This is a genomic window from Pseudolysinimonas kribbensis (assembly GCF_039531715.1).
In the GTDB taxonomy this organism is placed as follows: Bacteria; Actinomycetota; Actinomycetes; order Actinomycetales; family Microbacteriaceae; genus Pseudolysinimonas; species Pseudolysinimonas kribbensis.
On sequence record NZ_BAAAQO010000002.1, the window covers coordinates 245583 to 261364 of the forward strand.

Consider the following 15782-nt stretch of genomic DNA (forward strand, 5'->3'; position numbering starts at 1 on the left):
TCTATCTCTAATCCGCACGGGTGAACTCGATGATGCGGCTGCGGTGGGTGGCCAGCTCGGTGTTGCCACGCACGAACCCGAGGTTGGCGAGGTCCTGGATGCCGTAGCTGTCGACCTTGTACCCGATCGCGTACTCGACCACCCACACCCGCGTGACGCCGCTGAACCGGCCGGCGGCGGCAGCGACCGGGATGGTCAGGGCGTCATCGTGCCAGGTCGTGTTCTGCCAGAACGGCACCCCGAGGGTGGGATCACGCAGCTGCACCGAGACCGGGTAGGTGCGAAGCGCGAGCCGGGTGCGACGGGAGGGGCGCACGGATTCGTCGAACACCACTGCGTCGCCGGGGTGGGTGACGCGCTGCAGGTCGGCGGAGATCACCGCCCAGTCGCTGTTGTTCTTCGCGTAGGGGCCGCGTTGGCTGACCCACGGCGCGATCGCGACGCCCACAACCACCGCGGTGCCGAGGGCCAGCGCGGGTCGCCACCGGGTCGCCAGTGCGGCCAACGGCAGGCTCATCAGGAGCGCGACGGCGGGGCTGCACAGGGCGAGGTACCGGGCGGTGAAGTCGGCGACGATCGGGCTGGTCCCGATCAGGATCGCGGACGGCACCAGGAACCAGCTCGCCACGAGAAGCCCGATCGGGCTGCGCGGCGACTCCGGTCGCCGACGGATCCACGGGACGAGCGCGATGGCGAGTCCGGCGACGGTGAGCAGCCATCCGATGATCGCGAATGGGATCTGCCCGAACCAGATCGTGACCAGCACCGAGTCGGCCGTGATCTCGGTGCGGGTGGCGAGGTAGGCGATCTGGTTGCGCTCGAATAGGGCAGCGACGATCACCGGCGCGGCGGCGACGAGGGCGCATGCGGTGGCGATCGCCCACGGGATGAGGATCCGGCGGCGGCGTGCGGCGATCAGCAGGACGAGGCCCTGCGCAACCGCGATGAGCCCGAGGTAGAGGAACATGTACACCCCGACCGCGAGCACCGCTCCGTAGGCGATCCAGACGCCTCGGTTCTTGCCGTGTCGGGTCAGCGCGACGATCAGGATCAGGCTCAGCCAGGCGGCGATCGCGGCGCTGAACGCGTAGGACCTAGCTTCCTCGCCAATGTAGGTGATCCGCGGGAGGACGGCGCAGATCAGGCCCGCGGTCACGCCCACGGGCACCGAGCGCAGACGGGCTCCGATGAGGACGACGGCGGCGGCCGCGGCGCCGATGGCGAGGGCGCTGGGGAAGCGGATGGCGAACGGTGTGGTGCCGAACAGCTGGATCCAGAAGTGCAGGAACAGGTAGTAGGTGCCGTGCACGGCGTCGACGTGGGAGATCTCGAGCAGCAGCGATGGGATCGACCTTTCGGCCGAGAGGAGGCTGGCGGCCTCGTCGCCCCATAGTGACGGGATCCAGGATCCGATGGCGGCGACCGCGACCGCGATGATGCCGACGAGGAGCGCAGCGGAGGTCGATCGGGTCAGATGGACCCGGGCTCGGGACCGCAGCGGCAGCAGCATGGCTCTACGCCATCAGCGCGGACCACAGAATCCTTTGATCTGCGATCCAGACCTCGATTGCGTCAGCTGCGGCGGCGCCTGCGGGGCGCATCAGCCCGCGGGAGGCGGATGACGATCTCGGTGCCCTGCGGGCCGGTCGCTTCGACCCGGACGCTCCCGCCGGCGCGCTGCACCGTGTCGCGGACCAGGGAAAGTCCTATGCCGAACCCGGCACGGTCGCCCACCTCGGTGCCGCGCGCGAACCGGTCGAAGATGGCGCCCGGGTCGATGCCGCGGATGCCGCTGCCTTGGTCTTTCACGGACAGCTCGGCGGTCGGCCCGTCGCTTCGCAGGCCGACCTCGACGGTGGAGCCGGGCGGTGAGAACTTCATCGCGTTGTCGACCAGCGCGATCACGCAGCGGTGGATGCTGGGCGCCGGCACCGCGAGGTGGATCTCCTCGTCGTCGGTGAACGTCACGGTGATGTCGCGTTCGGTTCCGAGGAGCTGCAGCGACTCCACGGCTAGGGCGATGACGGGGTTGACGAGGACGATGCCGTCGCTGGCCGGTCCGTCCTCGGCAGCCTCGAGCAAGTCGTTGACGATCTGCACGAGCGTGGCGGTGTCGCGGCGCAGCTCGATCACCGTGGGAGCGGCGACGTCGTCATCGGAGAGCTTGCGTTGGAGGGTCTGCAGGCGGGTGTCCAGCACGGCGAGGGGTGTGCGGAGCTCGTGGCTGGCGTTGGCGACGAACGCGCGTTGTGAGTGGAGGGCCTCACCCAGTGGCCGGACCGCTCGGCGGGTGGCGAACCAGCTGAGCGCGGCCGCGAGGATCACGGCGGAACCGCCGATGATGATCGCGCCTTCGATGATATCGAGGCCGCCGATGTCGATCGTGGCCTCGCGGTGGCTGAACAGCCGGTCGGCCCGGATGTGGTCCAGCACGAACGCGAATGCCACGACCACCACCACGACGACGAGGATCGTGGCGGCGCCGGTGATCTGCAGCCCGACGATGAGGGAAGCGCGTCGGATCGCCCGCTCGTCGGGGTCGTCCGGCCGCTGTCGTGTCACAGTTGACCCAGTCGGTAGCCCTGTCCTCGCACGGTGGTGATGATGTCAGGATCGGTCTTGCGGCGCACGTAGTGCACGTAGGTGTCGACGTTGCCCGGCAGGTCTGCCTCGTCGAAGACGGCGCGGAGGATCTGCTCCCGGGTGAAGGTGCGCTGCGGGTGCTCGGCGAACAGCCGCAGCAGCTGGTTCTCCCGCTGGGTGAGGATGCATCGTCCGTCGTAGGGGGAGTAGATGGCGCGGCTGTCCGGGTAGAACTCCCACGCGCCGATGCGGATGAAGGGACCCTCGCCGGAGTAGACGCGGCGGATCGCGCGCAGCCGGGCGAAGAGCTCGTCGAACTCGAACGGCTTGACCAGGTAGTCGTTGGCTCCGGCGTCAAGGCCGCGGACCCGGTCGTGGAGGGTCCCCAGCGCGGTGAGCATGAGCATCGGGGTGGTGATCCCGGCCTTGCGGAGGGATTCGACGACGTCGATCCCGTCGGCGCCGGGCAGCCGGCGGTCGACGATGAGGGCGTCGAACTCGCCGTCGCGTGCGGTCTCGAACCCGGACCGGGCATCCGCGCAGAGCGTCACCGCATAGCTCTCTTCGAGGACGCCGCGCATCATCGGGCCGAGATCGCGATCGTCTTCGATCAGCAGCAGACGGGGTCGTGCGTCGTTCATGCGGGCTCCTCTGTCAAGGATGCTCCCTACCTGGCTTCAAGAAACTTCAGATGTTGATGCGGTGAGGCGCTGCAGGCGCCGTTGACGGGTTTGCATCACGGCGACGCCGGCGATGATCAGCGCGGCCCCGGCGGCGCTGATGGGGAGGGTGCCCAGGGCGAGGCCGCCGCGGCTGTGGTCGACGGCCAGCCAGTCGGCGAAGGAGGCCCCGAGCGGTCGGGTGAGTACGTAGGCCCACCAGAATGCGATCGTCGCCGGCAGGTGGAAGCGGTAGGCGATGCCGGGCATGGCGATGAGGATCGCGAACACGATCCCCGAGCCGAGATATCCGAGGGTGAACGTGGTGGCGGTGAGGTCGCCCACCGCGGTGCCGAGCGCGAACGTGGCGAGCACGGTCGCCCAATAGAACAACTCACGCCGGCCGGTGGTGACCGAGTGGACCGAGACGGTGCCCTCGGTGATGCGCCACACGATGAAGATCACGACGAGCACCGCGGCGAAGGCGATCGTGGAGAGGAGGTACGGCACCCCGATGACGATGTGGGTGACGTCGGCGACCATCGTCCCGAACACGGCGACCATGCACACGAAAAGCCAGTAGCGCCAGGGCACGTACCGTCGGGCCGTGAATTGGATCACGAAGCAGATCGCGAATAGCACGGCGGCGACCAGGACCACCGGGACGGGATCGAGGGTCTTCACGAAGTAGTCGGAGGTGGTCTCGCCGACGCCGGTGCTGAGCAGCTTCACCACCCAGAAGAGAAGGGTGAGCTGCGGAACCCGTTGCAGACGATCAAGGGGCGATGCCACGCTCGTACGTTCCCAAAATCTCTCAGATGAGTGTCTAAGACTCGGCAGCCTTCGCGCGGTGCCTGCGCACGAGGGCGGTGATCAGGATCGGCCCCACGGACACGATGATGATGCCCAGCGCGATCCACTCGATATTGCCGGCTACCCACGGGATCGAGCCGAGGAAGAGTCCCGCCGTCCCGAGCAGCGCCGCCCAGACCAGGCCGCCGAGCGCGTTCCAGATCGAGAAGGTGCGGTGCGCGACGGTGGAGGCGCCGATCGCGGGCGAGATGTAGGTCCGCACGATCGGCACGAACCGTGCCAGGACGATCGAGCCGCGGCCCCACCGCGCGAAGAACCGGTCGGCCTCCTCGAGGTAGCGCGTCTTGAACAGACGCGCGTCCGGCTTGAACAGCCGCCGGCCGTAGCGGCGGCCGATGGCGAATCCGACCTCGGCGCCCCCGATCGCGCACCCGGCGGCGATCGCGACGATCAGGTACCAGGGCACGTGTAGTGGGACGGCGATGATCGCAGCGGCGAAGATCAGGCTGTCGCCCGGGAGGAACGGGAACAGGAGCCCGTTCTCGATGAACACCATCGCGCCGATCACGACGAGTGCCGCGGGGCCTACCGCGACGAGGATCGTGGTGAGATTCACACCCTGACCATGCGGCGCGACCTCAGATGCCCCGTCAAGAATCCGCGGATTCTGGTCATCGGCGCTGGCTAGGGTAAGGGCGTGGCGTCCCCGAAGGCATCTGCCCCTGACGCGGGCGAGTGGCTCGTGCTGATCTACAAGATCCCGGCGGAGCCCACGCGCCTTCGATCCGGGGCCTGGCGGCGTCTCAAGGCGCTCGGGGCGGTGTACCTGCAGAACTCGGTCGCAGCCTTTCCGCGGACGCCGACAGCGGAGCGGGCTCTGCGTAAGCTCCGCCACGACATCATCGAGATGTCCGGCACGGCCGTCCTCCTGAACAGCTCGATCCTCGTCGGTGACGACACCGTCCTCGGGGCCTTCCAAGCCGCGCGATCCGACGAGTTCGAGGAGATCGTGGATCGTTGCGAGGACTTCTTGAAGGGCTTGAAGAAGGAGTGGGACGCATCCCACTTCACCTATGCCGAGCTCGAGGAGAACGAGGTCGACTACAACAAGCTCGTCAACTGGTTCCAGAGCGTCGGAGAGCGCGACCAGTTCGGAGCCGAAGGACGCGCTGCGGCCGAAGACGGACTGTCACGCTGCGAACGGGCCCTCGAGGAGTACGCAGCTCGCGTCTATGCCGAGGAGCCCGAGGGGCACTGATCGTGCCGCCTCGGGCCCATTCGTGAATGCCGTCAGCTCCGGGCGGCGCGCGCGATACCGATCAGCATCGCGACAAGAACGACTGCCGACATCAGGATCCATGCGAGCTGCGCGACGGAGAGCGCCACCGCAGCGGTGGCGCCGAGTCCGAGGACGACGATCGCCGTGATGACCCAATCGTCACCGACGATGAAGTCCCACCAGAACAAGCCGAAAGCGCGGATGCGGCCCGGCTTCCGTGCAGCGACCGGCGCCGTCGACGCCATCGCCGACTCGGGGGTCGCCTCGGCACCCGCACCTCCGACCGCCGCCCCCACCGGCACGAGCGTCGGGGCCGGTGTGGACACCTGCTGGGGCCGGGGACGCGACCGCAGGACAGCGACGATCAGCAGCGAGATGACAGCGACAACGGGAGCGATCACCAGCAAGGAGATGTCGGCTCCTGGCCACTCGGCCCCCGCTCCCTCAGCGGCCCAGAACAGGCCGAAGGCCGTGAGCATGATGCCGACGACGAACTTGAGTGTGTTCTCGGGAACCCGCGCGAGCGGTCCACGCACCACGACCGCGATGAGGATCACCACGATCGCGGCGGCACCCGCAGCGATGGAGGCGAGGCCAACAGCTTTGGCGTTCGTGCCGAAGGTGAGCACGATGAACACGACTTCGAGCCCCTCCAGCAGTACACCCTTGAACGCGAGCGTGAAGGCGTAGGGGTCGCCCAGCAGGCCCGAGCGTTCGATGGTCGCCGCGCGAGCCTTATCGACCTCTCGCTCGTAGATCGCTGCCTCATCGTGGAGGGCCTTGCGACCGGAGGCTCGCAGCACGGCCTTGCGGATCCACTGGAGTCCGAACACGAGGAGCAAGCCTCCGACGACGATCCGGAGCACCTCGATCGGGATGAGCGTGATCGCCGGGCCGAGTGCGGCGATCGCGATCGCCAGGACGATCAGCGCGGCGGCGACGCCCTTCATCGTGGACCGCCAGTCGCGGGAGGTTCCTGCGGCGAGGACGATGGTGGCCGCTTCGACGGCTTCGACGAAGCAGGCGATGAAGGTCGCGATGAACAGGGCGGGAAGGCTCATGGATTCCTCTCAGTGGTTCGTTTATCAGTCTAACGGTTGTTACCGAATGCGAACGTCGCCGCCACCGCGACGGAGATCATGCATCGACTCCCGCGCGGATGCGACTGAGCGTCGCGCACGCCGGTCAGCCGCCCGAGCGAGCTCTCAACGACGTGGTCATAGCCGGCGCCGCGGTAGGCGCTGTCGATGACGGTGCCTTCCACCAACCCGTGGACCGCCTCATCGACTCGGGTCCCGTCCGGGACGATCGCGAGCGCGGTGGCTCGGGCGATCACATCGACACGCTCTCCCGGCATCGCCTGGCCGATGAGCGTCACCCAGAGCTCGCATCCGGAGACGTCGACGACCGCACGACCGTCGCCCAGATGCCGGAGCGTTCCGTTCGACCCGCCCGAGATCCCGGTGAACCGCGCGACGAAGGGCGTCGCAGGGTGGGAGAAGATGCTCTCAGGCGACCCGACCTGCACGATGCGGCCCGCCTCGACGACGGCGATGACGTCGGCCAGAGCGAAGGCCTCCGACTGGTCATGTGTGATGTAGATCGCCGTAGCTCCGGACTCGCGGACCAAGGTCGAGATCTCGACCCTCATGCGCTCGCGGAGGTCGGCGTCGAGATTGGACAGCGGTTCGTCGAACAACAGGAGCGAGGGGTTCGCGACGATGGCGCGGGCGAGGGCGACCCGCTGCTGCTGTCCGCCGGAGAGCTCGTTCGGGTAGCGGGGGCCATGCTCGCCGAGCCCGACCCGACCCAGCACCTCGTCGACCCGTGCCCGTCGATCGGCGATCGGGATTCGCGTCCGACGGAGCGCGAACGCGACGTTGTCGCGCACGGTCATGTGGGGCCAGAGCGCATAGTCCTGGAACACCATGCCGAGATCACGGCGGTCGGCCGACGTCGTCGACCCTCGGCGGCTCAGCACTCGCTCCCCCAGGCGGATCGTGCCCGCATCGACGGTTTCGATGCCCGCGACCGCGCGCAGCAGGGTGGTCTTTCCGGAGCCGGAAGGTCCGAGCAGCACAGCGATCTGCCCGGGTTCGATCGCCAGCGACACGTCGTCGAGGGCCGCCACGGAGCCGAACGAGCGACTCACGCCCGAGATCTCGACCTCGACGCCGGTGCCGGCGGGGAGCTCGAAGGACGCGGGCGCGCCGGATGCGGCGAGCACGGCGGTCACCGCGCCACCCCGATCCGCTTCCAGCCACGCGGGGCAAGGAGATGGAACAGGCCGTAGGCGATTGCGACGATCGCGAGAGCCGAGAGGATGGCGAGGATCTCCATGGCGGTGCCGCCTCCATAGTCGTAGCGGTTGAGAGCGACGGTGATGCCGACCGAGATCGGCTGCGATCCCGGGGGCGCCAAGAGCTGCGAGACGGGCAGCTCGAGCAACGTCGCCGAGTAGGTGAGCAGCCAAGCCGAGAGAAGCGGCCGGGCCAGGATCGGCAGGCTCACCCGCAGCCAGGTGCCGATCGAACCGGCGCCGTGTACGCGCGCCGCCTGGCTCATCGAGTCGTGCTGTTGGCTCATCGCGCCCACGAGCAGGCGCGTGGTCGACGGAAGCGCGGTCGCAAGGTAGGCGAGCAGCAGAAGTGCCGAGGTGCCGTAGATGCGGATGCCGAGGGCATTCACGATCGGCAGGTTGTACGCGAATATGTACCCCGCTGCGAACACGATGCCCGGCAGCGCGACGGCGCCGAGAAGGGCGGTGTCGAGGAGCCGTCCGAGTCGGCTTCCGCCCCGGGTGGCGAGAACCCGCGCGCACATGAGGGCGAGGACGACCGCGGCGCTCGCGCAGATCGTCGCGAGGATCGCCGAGTAGACGAGCGGTCCACCCAGCTCCGGGCTCACCAGCACACGCTGGTAGTTGTGAAGGTTCCAGGCGTGCGAGCCGGAGATGCTCCCGAGGCCGTCGATGAGCGAAGCGGAGACGGCGCCGACCACGGGCACGCCGAGACTCGTGGCGATGAGGGTGACGAACGCGACGAGCCAGATCGCGATCGAGCCCGCACGCATCCTCACGATCAGGGGCTGCCGCGCCCGGCCGGAGAAGACCTGGAAGCTGCGGCCGTTGAGCGCCCGGTTCTGCAGCCACAGAGCCACCACGACGAGCAAGAGCAGCAGCCAGCTGATCGCCGAGGCGAGCGGGAAGTCGACGGGGAAGGCTTCGACCGCGTTGTAGAGCTCGGAGGTCGCCACGGGGAAATGCGCTGAGTTGGCAAGGGTGGCTGCGACGCCGTAGTCGCTGATCGATTCCGCGAAGACGATCGCCAGGGCGCTCCAGATCGCAGGGGCGAGCATGGCAACGGTCATGCGGATGCTGCGCAGAGGTCCGCCTCCATGGGCGCGAACGGCGTCGTCGTACTCGCGTCCCAGTCCGCGGAGCGCATTCGAGACGGTGAGGTAGGCGAAGGGGATGCCCTTGACCGCGAGGATCAGCGCAACGCCGATCGGACCGTAGATGACGCTGCGGATGCCGGCCGGGTCGAAGCCCACGGCCTGCAGCACGCCATTGGGTTCGAGCAGACGCTCCCACCCGAGCGCGATGAGGTAGGACGGCGTCAGGAACAGCGCGAACAAGAGGCCGGTCGTGAGTCCGCGCAACGGCGCGTCAGTGCGCAAGAGGATCCATGCGAGCCCGAAACCGACGCCGGCGGCGACCGCCGCCGCGATAACGGCGACGACGATCGAGTCGAGGAACCCGCGGAGAGTCGGGCCCGTCAGGGCCCTGGCGAACGCGTCGACCGACAGCCACGCCGGACCCTGGTCGAGGAGAGCGGGGCTGATGGCCACGGCAAGGAAGACGGCGATCGGCAGCACCAGTATCAGCACGATGACGATCCAGAACGCGAGGAAGGCCTTGGACCGTCCGATGGCGACGCGGCGGGCTCGCCGCGGCGCGCCGAGGAACGACTGTCCTCGGCGCGCCGCGGGAAGAGCGACCGTCAGTCGAGTCACTTGATGTTCTGCTCGAACCAGCTGACGATCCCGGGCTCCTGCGAGCCCCAGTACGTCGGGTCGATGCGCTGGTAGGCGGACGGGAATGCCGGCAGCTGCGGCAACGCCTTGACGCTCGTGACGATCGGCCAGTAGAGGGAATCGCCGCTCGTGTCTTCAGCTTGCATCACCTTCTGGCCGGCGGCGGACAGGGCGAAGTCGACGAACTTCTTGGCCTCGGCCTGCTGGGTGGCGTCGATGTGCTTGTCGATGCCGAGCACGCTCGGCAGCAACGTCGACTTGGGCAGGTACACGATCTTCGGCTGGTAGTCGGCCGTCGGCTTGACCTTGATCGTCTCCCCGATCGCGGCGCTGCTCTGGATCAGTCCGTACTCGACCTGTCCGGTCTCCAGAGCGTGGAGGGTATCGCCGTTCGTCGGGTAGACGTGCAGTCCGTTGGCCTTGAGCTTCTCGAAGAACGCCTCACCCGCCTTGATGCCAGTGGCCTTGCTGCCGTCCTGGTTCATGACGCCCGCGATGAAGGGGTAGGTCGGACCGGACTGCGCCGGGTCGTTCATCCCCACCTTGCCGATGTACGCGGCGCCGAGCAGCTCGTCGTAGCTGGTCGGAACCGAGGTGGTCTTGGCCGCGTTGTAGATGAGGGCGGCCATGACGGTGGTGCCGGTCGGAGTGTAGGAGTGGTCGGCCGGTGCGATCGTCTTTCCTACAGCGTTCAGTGCCGCCGGGGACTGGTAAGCCAGGAGCTGGCCCTGCTGCGCGAGGGACGCGAACGCCTGGTCTCCGTCGACCCAGAGCATCGACCACTGCGGGTTGTTCTTCTCGGCCGCGACCTTGGTGAGCAGCGGGCCCGTGCTGTCGTCGTCCACCTTCACCGGGATCCCGGTCTTCGCCGTGAACGCCTTGCCCATGTTGGCGTCGTATCCCTCCGCCGCGTAGAGGACGAGGGGCTCCAGCTTGGCGCCAGCAGAGCCGCTGGCCGCCGGCGCCGCGGCAGCTGCGGAGCAGCCGGCGAGCAGCGCGATGCCGGCGAGAGCTGCAGCTGCTCCCAGAGCTCGGGTTCGGGTCTTCACAGAATCCTCCAATAGAGCGTCACGTTGCGAATCGAACGGCGGTTACATACCGTGCCGAACGAACGTGGCGCGCAAGGTCCACGAAGGTAACGAGAAGATGAACGAGTGCGCGGGACGCACGAAGGGGCGGCCGATTCACGGCCACCCCTTCATCGCTTCGAGTCGTCGGGCTCAGGCACCCGCCGCCGTGAGGACAGCGTCGGTCGCGAACCCGGCCACCAGCCCCACGAAACCCCCGGCCGCGATCAGTTCGGGGCGCCGCGCCTTGGACATGCTCCCGACGAGCTGAACGATCACATAGATGATCGAACCGCCGGCGAGCGTCAAGAACATGATCGACAGCAGATCACTCACGACAATCGCACCCAGGGCAGCGCCCACGACGGTGGGGCCTCCCCCGATCAGCGCCAGGACGAGGAGAAAGGGCCAGGTCGGCCGCTCGGACTCCCCGGCCAGCGGCGCGACGATGCCGAACCCCTCCGTCGCGTTGTGGAGTGCAAAACCCACCACGAGGACGACCGCGAGGTCGAGAGCGCCGCTCGCGGCGGATTGGCCGATCGCCAGGCCCTCGGCGAAGTTGTGCACGCCGATGCCCGCCGCGATCAGGGTCGCGAGATGTCGGGGCTCCAAGTCGGCTCCGCGAGCCGCGCGCAACCGCCGCTCCGCGACGGCCAACCCGACCAGGCCGCCCCCCAGGCCCACAACGAAGACGGCCCCGTCCAGGGCGATCGTGGAGGCACCCTGAACGTCCGCGAGTGCTGCGTCGATCGGTTCCCACGCATGAGTCAGCACGTCCCACACCAGGAACAGCAGCACCCCGACGGAGATCGCGCTCAGGAGAAGACGAACGCTGGGCCCTAAATTGCGAAGGCGGCCGACGGGCATCCCCAGGAGGATCGTCACACCAGCGATCAGGCCCAGCATGACGATTTGGACGTAGTTCACACCAGCTCCATTTGGCAAGCCTTACCTAACTCGCTGGAGCCTATGGGCCGCCGGCCGACCCCGCAAATCGCCGACAGAACTCGAGGAGTTGAGTCTCGAACGCCCCGGCGTGACTGTGGCTCGCGCTCGCGTGCGTACAGATCTACCGCTGGTCGCCGCACCCCCTGCGCAGCCAGCGCGCCTAGGCAGCTCGCTCCCGACGCGCACCAATCAATCGCCACGACCCTGCGGGTCGGGAACCGCGTCGTTCGTCGACGTGGTCCCGGAACCCTCTAACTGAAAGTGCGGGGCAAAGTGCGGGATTTTCATGCGCGAGGCTAACAAAACACCGGTATAAAACTGCCCTGATCAGGACTTTTTGTAGCGAGGGCGGGACTCGAACCCGCGACACCACGATTATGAGCCGTGTGCTCGAACCGCAGCCCGATCAGGACGTTGACCGAGCCGAAAACCTCGACGATAGCGGTGACTGCAACTTCACCTGAATGACCAGCATGACAGGGCGACGTGGGCAAAATGTGGGCACGATCTCGCGTCACGCCGGGACGTCGCCGGTCGATCGCCAGCCGAACGAGCGGAGCGCGGAAGCCCGACTCGCGGTCCATTTGGGCCGTGGCCCCATGCACCGGTGCAGAGCGCGTCACGAAACCCGCGGGACGCGGAGGATATTGAACGCGACGTCGCTGGCCAACTGCGCAGAATGCGGCCGCCGTAGCGTTCGCACGCGCCATGGCCCGGCTGATCGATTGTGCCGAAGAAGATCCGGCGCTTCAGACTTCAGCGAGTCCGGGTCGCTCGAAGATCCTCGAGGAACCGCAGATAGGCGACCATGCCCGGATCGCGCAGCCCGACACTCCGCTCCTGCAGCCACGCGGCCCGGCCCCGCTTCGAGGTGCGTTCCGCGCCGTCGTCAACTGCGCGCCGCACGGCGTCGATGACCGCGTCCAGATCGGTGCCCGCGCCTGCGCCGGCGAGGAGCGCGTCGACGACGGTCTTGTCGCCCGCTTCCGCGCCGCCCCGCGCGCGGATCCGATCCGCGACGGACGAGGCCAGGGCAGAGGCTACGAGCGGATCGAGCGGATCGCCCGACAGGTCGGCGGCTGCGCCCACGACGGCACCGCCGACAAGGGCGGCAAACGTGGACGGGTTGGCGGATGCGAACGCGGCACCGGCACGGCGCAGCAGCTCGGCGGGCTCAAGTGACGGATCGCGCCGCATGGCGTCACCGGCCGCGCGCGAGCCCTCGGCCACGGTGATGCCGAGGTCGCCGTCGCCGAGAGCGGCGTCGAGCTCGCGGAGTTCTTCCGCGTGCTCGGGAAGCACGGCGAGCACGGCGAGCACGCGCTCGGCGAAGGCCGTCGGAACGGCATCGGGATGGTCACCGATCGCGGCGGTCGCCGATGCCGCGACCGGCCCGGCGGCGGGCTCGACGTCGAGCACGTCGACGGCGCCGTGTCGGAAGAAGGGCGACGCAGCCGGAGCGTCGAGCAGCTCCGTGAGCTCGTCGTCGAGGAGCAGCACCGAGATCGACGCTCCGGCGGCCTCGAGGCTAGTCACGTAGTTGCCGACGAGGGGTGCGTGGATCGACAGGTCGCGCTCGGCGATCAGCCGGGCGGCACGACGGTAGAGGATGTAGAGCTCTTCGAGCGGGGTCGCGCCGAGGCCGTTCACCAGCACCGACACGGTGCTGCCGGCCGGCGCGTCGAGGTCATCGAGAACGGCGCCGACCAGCCGGTCGGCGATCTGATCGGCGGTCTCGAGCCGGCCCCGGTGCACACCCGGCTCGCCGTGGATGCCGATGCCCACCTCCATCTCGCCCTCGTCGAGATGGAAGGTCGGCTCACCCGCCGCCGGCAGGATCGTCGGCGACAGCCCGACTCCCATCGTGCGGGTACGCTCCCCGACGCGCCGGGCGATCGACGCCACACCGGCGAGGTCGTCGCCGCGTTCTGCGGCGGCTCCGGCGATCTTGAACGCGTAGATCATGCCCGCGACTCCTCGACGCGTGGCTCGGCTCGCAGCCGGCGCGCTCGCCACGTCGTCGGCGGCGAGCGCCGTCTCGGTGGTGATGCCCTCCGCCGCGACGAGGTCGGCGGCGATGTCGAAGTTGTAGATGTCGCCGCCGTAGTTGCCGTAGAGGTAGAGCACGCCGGCGCCGCCGTCGACGGCGCGCGTCGCGTCGGCGATCTGCTCGGCCGACGGCGACGAGAAGGTGTTGCCGACCGCCACCCCGTCGCAGAGGCCGAGGCCCACGTAGCCGAGGAACACGGGAAGGTGACCCGAACCGCCGCCCGTGACGATGCCGACCTTGCCGCTGCGGCCGGCATCCGCCCGCACGAGGGCTCGCCCGCCCGCGACGGCGCGTCGGAGGGCGCCGGGGTGGGCGGCGATGATGCCCTCGATGGTCTCGTCGGTGAAGGCGTCCGGGTCGTTGATGATCTTGCGCATGGCGGTCTACTTCTCGTAATGCACGACGGCGACGTCGTACGGCTTCAGATGCAGGGTCGCGACGTCGGCACCGTCGAGGTCGCGGAGGGTGCCCGATTCGAGGCGCGGCTGGATGTCGAGGGGCTCGGGCGACTGGCTGACGAACCACGCGTAGCGCGATCCGTCGTCGTGCACCATCTCGGCGCACATGACGCGCGGGTCGTCGACGCGGATCGGCCGCGGCACGGCGGCGAGGTCGGCCAGTCCGTCGTAGACGCGCCAGGTCGGCTCGGGGTTGGCCTCCGGCAGCACGGCGGCGAAGTACTCGAGCGGCACGGTGGCGAGCACCATCCACCCGGATCCGACGCGGCGGCGCAGCAGGATCGGGCGACCGCGACCGTCGACGGCGACGACCTCGGCATCCGTCGGCTCGACGGGAAGGTAGGTGCGCGACAGCGGTGACCCCGCCGGCCGGATGACGACGACCTCGCCCGCCGGGATGCCGCCGAATTCCTGCACGAACTCGACCTGCAGCTCGTCGTCGTCGAGCAGGTCGACGATGCCGTACCTGGTGCGCTTCTCGACGCCGAACATGCCGTCGACGTCGGGCCACCAGAGGCCGCGCTGCGATCCGTTGTCGCCGACGAAGTAGGAGGCGAACACGACGGCGCCGCGGCGGGCCTGCTCGACCAGGAAGGTCCAGGTCGTGGCGAGCAACTGCTTGCTGGACGGCACGATGTAGAGCGCAAGGTCGTCGGGCAGGCCGTCGGCTTCGCGGGCGACGCCGACCGGGATGTCGGCCTCCTTCGCGGCGATGTACGCCTGCCGCGTCGTGGTCAGCACGAAGCCGGCGTCGACGCTGTCGAGGAACGGGTACTTCGCCTCGAGGAACGACGACACCACGATCGCGGCGTTGGCGTCGGGTCGCTCTAGCCCCGGCATGTCGATGCGCTCGGCCAGCTCCGCGAAGGCGCGCATCTCGAGCGCCTGCGGCTTCGGGGTGCCGTGCGCGTCGGTGATGCCGAAGTGCATCTCGAACGGATGATGCGAGTACGGCGCTCGGTCGGCCAGGTGGTCGTAGTCGGTGTTGTTCCAGGCCAGCCAGCCCGTGGCCCCCGCGAGCAGCGAGTTGTGCAGCACCTGGCGGTAGTAGGAGGCGGCGTTGTCGGGGCTGACGTAGTCGCTGGTTAGCCCGAACTCCTCGACGACGACCGGCAGCTCGCCGATGTCGAGCAGTTCGCAGATGTAGGCGGCGGCGAGGTTCTGCCGCACGCTGTCGGTTTCCATGCGGTACACGTGCGGCCCGTGGAAGTCGATGAGCGGAGCGAGCTCACGCACCCGGAACCCGTTGTCGCTGCCGCTGACCTCGACGCCCCAGACGCCGTCGCCGATCGACACCGGCTGGTGCGCGCCGCCGGCACGGAGCGCGTCGATGAGGATCTGCGCCCAGGCGGTGATGACCTCGGCGTCGTTGCGGCCGTGGCCGCCCGACTTCTGGTCGCCGTAGATCGGCACCTCGTTGCTGAGCAGCCATGCCGCGACCGCGGGATGGTCGGCGAAGCGCGCCCCCAGTTCGCGGATGTACCAGGCCTGGCGTCCGACGAAGCGGATGTCGCTGTAGAGGTCGCGGCCGTCGCGCCACGCGGGATCCCAGTTCTCGCCCGACATGTGCCCGACCAGGAAGGTGGGGATCGTGGTCATGCCGTGCTTCGTGTGACGGTCGAGGAAGTCGCGGTAGTGCTCGACCTTCTGCTCGTCGAGGGCTACGGCCGTGGGCATGAAGTCGGGCCAGTAGAAGAAGCTGCGGGTGAGGCTGATGCCGAGGTCGCGCATCTGGGCGAGTTCGGCGTCGATCACCTCCCCGTCGTATTCGTCCCACATGCGCGGGCCGCCCGCCCGGGACCAGAAGTTGACGCCGATCCAGTTCACGGGTCGGCCGTCGAGGTGGAGCTTGCGTGACGGGCGGTGCATGGGCGTCCTTTCGGGGCGGCG

At 68.6% G+C, this 15782-nt stretch carries 13 protein-coding genes; 1 reads left to right on the forward strand and 12 read right to left on the reverse strand.

The features are described from left to right. Positions 1-7: 7 nt before the first annotated feature. The 5 genes from ABD285_RS01840 to ABD285_RS01860 form a co-directional block, all read right to left on the reverse strand. A complete protein-coding gene (locus ABD285_RS01840) occupies positions 8-1510 on the reverse strand; it encodes a glycosyltransferase family 39 protein (RefSeq protein ID WP_284253576.1) in 1503 nt (500 codons plus the stop codon). A 62-nt stretch (positions 1511-1572) separates the two neighbouring features. After that, entirely contained in the window at positions 1573-2562 is a 990-nt protein-coding gene (locus tag ABD285_RS01845) for a sensor histidine kinase (protein WP_284253577.1), read from the reverse strand. Next, positions 2559-3224: a response regulator transcription factor gene (locus ABD285_RS01850; protein ID WP_344199804.1), complete on the reverse strand. Its 666-nt coding sequence runs from the start codon at positions 3222-3224 to the stop codon at positions 2559-2561. The genes ABD285_RS01845 and ABD285_RS01850 overlap by 4 nt, the downstream gene beginning before the upstream one ends. Positions 3225-3260: 36 nt before the next feature. Further along, on the reverse strand, positions 3261-4034 hold the full coding sequence (locus tag ABD285_RS01855) for a COG4705 family protein (protein ID WP_284253580.1): 774 nt from the start codon (positions 4032-4034) through the stop codon (positions 3261-3263). Between the two features lie 34 nt (positions 4035-4068). Then, positions 4069-4671, reverse strand: coding sequence for a DedA family protein (locus ABD285_RS01860; RefSeq protein ID WP_284253581.1), 603 nt, complete (start codon positions 4669-4671; stop codon positions 4069-4071). Between the two features lie 81 nt (positions 4672-4752). On the opposite strand from ABD285_RS01860, the gene ABD285_RS01865 reads away from it, so the two are divergent. Continuing rightward, complete coding sequence (locus tag ABD285_RS01865; RefSeq protein WP_284253582.1) at positions 4753-5313, forward strand: Chromate resistance protein ChrB; 561 nt, start codon at positions 4753-4755, stop codon at positions 5311-5313. A gap of 32 nt (positions 5314-5345) precedes the next feature. Here the strand turns inward: ABD285_RS01865 and ABD285_RS01870 are convergent, their stop codons facing one another. The 7 genes from ABD285_RS01870 to ABD285_RS01900 all read right to left on the reverse strand — a co-directional run bounded on the left by ABD285_RS01870 (position 5346) and on the right by ABD285_RS01900 (position 15761). Then, on the reverse strand, positions 5346-6395 hold the full coding sequence (locus ABD285_RS01870) for a COG4280 domain-containing protein (RefSeq protein ID WP_284253583.1): 1050 nt from the start codon (positions 6393-6395) through the stop codon (positions 5346-5348). 29 nt (positions 6396-6424) lie between these two features. Beyond that, entirely contained in the window at positions 6425-7570 is a 1146-nt protein-coding gene (locus ABD285_RS01875) for an ABC transporter ATP-binding protein (protein ID WP_284253584.1), read from the reverse strand. Beyond that, positions 7567-9348: an ABC transporter permease gene (locus ABD285_RS01880; RefSeq protein ID WP_284253585.1), complete on the reverse strand. Its 1782-nt coding sequence runs from the start codon at positions 9346-9348 to the stop codon at positions 7567-7569. Before ABD285_RS01880 ends, ABD285_RS01875 begins: the two co-directional genes overlap by 4 nt. After that, a complete protein-coding gene (locus ABD285_RS01885) occupies positions 9345-10418 on the reverse strand; it encodes an ABC transporter substrate-binding protein (RefSeq protein ID WP_284253586.1) in 1074 nt (357 codons plus the stop codon). The genes ABD285_RS01880 and ABD285_RS01885 overlap by 4 nt, the downstream gene beginning before the upstream one ends. A gap of 171 nt (positions 10419-10589) precedes the next feature. Continuing rightward, the gene (locus ABD285_RS01890; RefSeq protein ID WP_344199815.1) at positions 10590-11363 is read right to left on the reverse strand and encodes a ZIP family metal transporter; all 774 of its coding nucleotides are present in this window, start codon (positions 11361-11363) and stop codon (positions 10590-10592) included. Positions 11364-12140: 777 nt separating this feature from the next. Then, entirely contained in the window at positions 12141-13811 is a 1671-nt protein-coding gene (locus ABD285_RS01895; RefSeq protein ID WP_344199818.1) for a dihydroxyacetone kinase family protein, read from the reverse strand. Between the two features lie 6 nt (positions 13812-13817). After that, the gene (locus ABD285_RS01900; protein ID WP_344199821.1) at positions 13818-15761 is read right to left on the reverse strand and encodes a glycoside hydrolase 5 family protein; all 1944 of its coding nucleotides are present in this window, start codon (positions 15759-15761) and stop codon (positions 13818-13820) included. Between the last annotated feature and the right edge of the window lie 21 nt (positions 15762-15782).

What these genes read in the sequence shown, in the direction of transcription:
- ABD285_RS01840 (WP_284253576.1), bottom strand. Translation starts at nt 1,510, where the DNA reads ATGCTGCTGCCGCTGCGGTCCCGAGCCCGGGTCCATCTGACCCGATCG.
- ABD285_RS01850 (WP_344199804.1), bottom strand. Translation starts at nt 3,224, where the DNA reads ATGAACGACGCACGACCCCGTCTGCTGCTGATCGAAGACGATCGCGAT.
- ABD285_RS01870 (WP_284253583.1), bottom strand. Translation starts at nt 6,395, where the DNA reads ATGAGCCTTCCCGCCCTGTTCATCGCGACCTTCATCGCCTGCTTCGTC.
- ABD285_RS01895 (WP_344199818.1), bottom strand. Translation starts at nt 13,811, where the DNA reads ATGCGCAAGATCATCAACGACCCGGACGCCTTCACCGACGAGACCATC.
- ABD285_RS01900 (WP_344199821.1), bottom strand. Translation starts at nt 15,761, where the DNA reads ATGCACCGCCCGTCACGCAAGCTCCACCTCGACGGCCGACCCGTGAAC.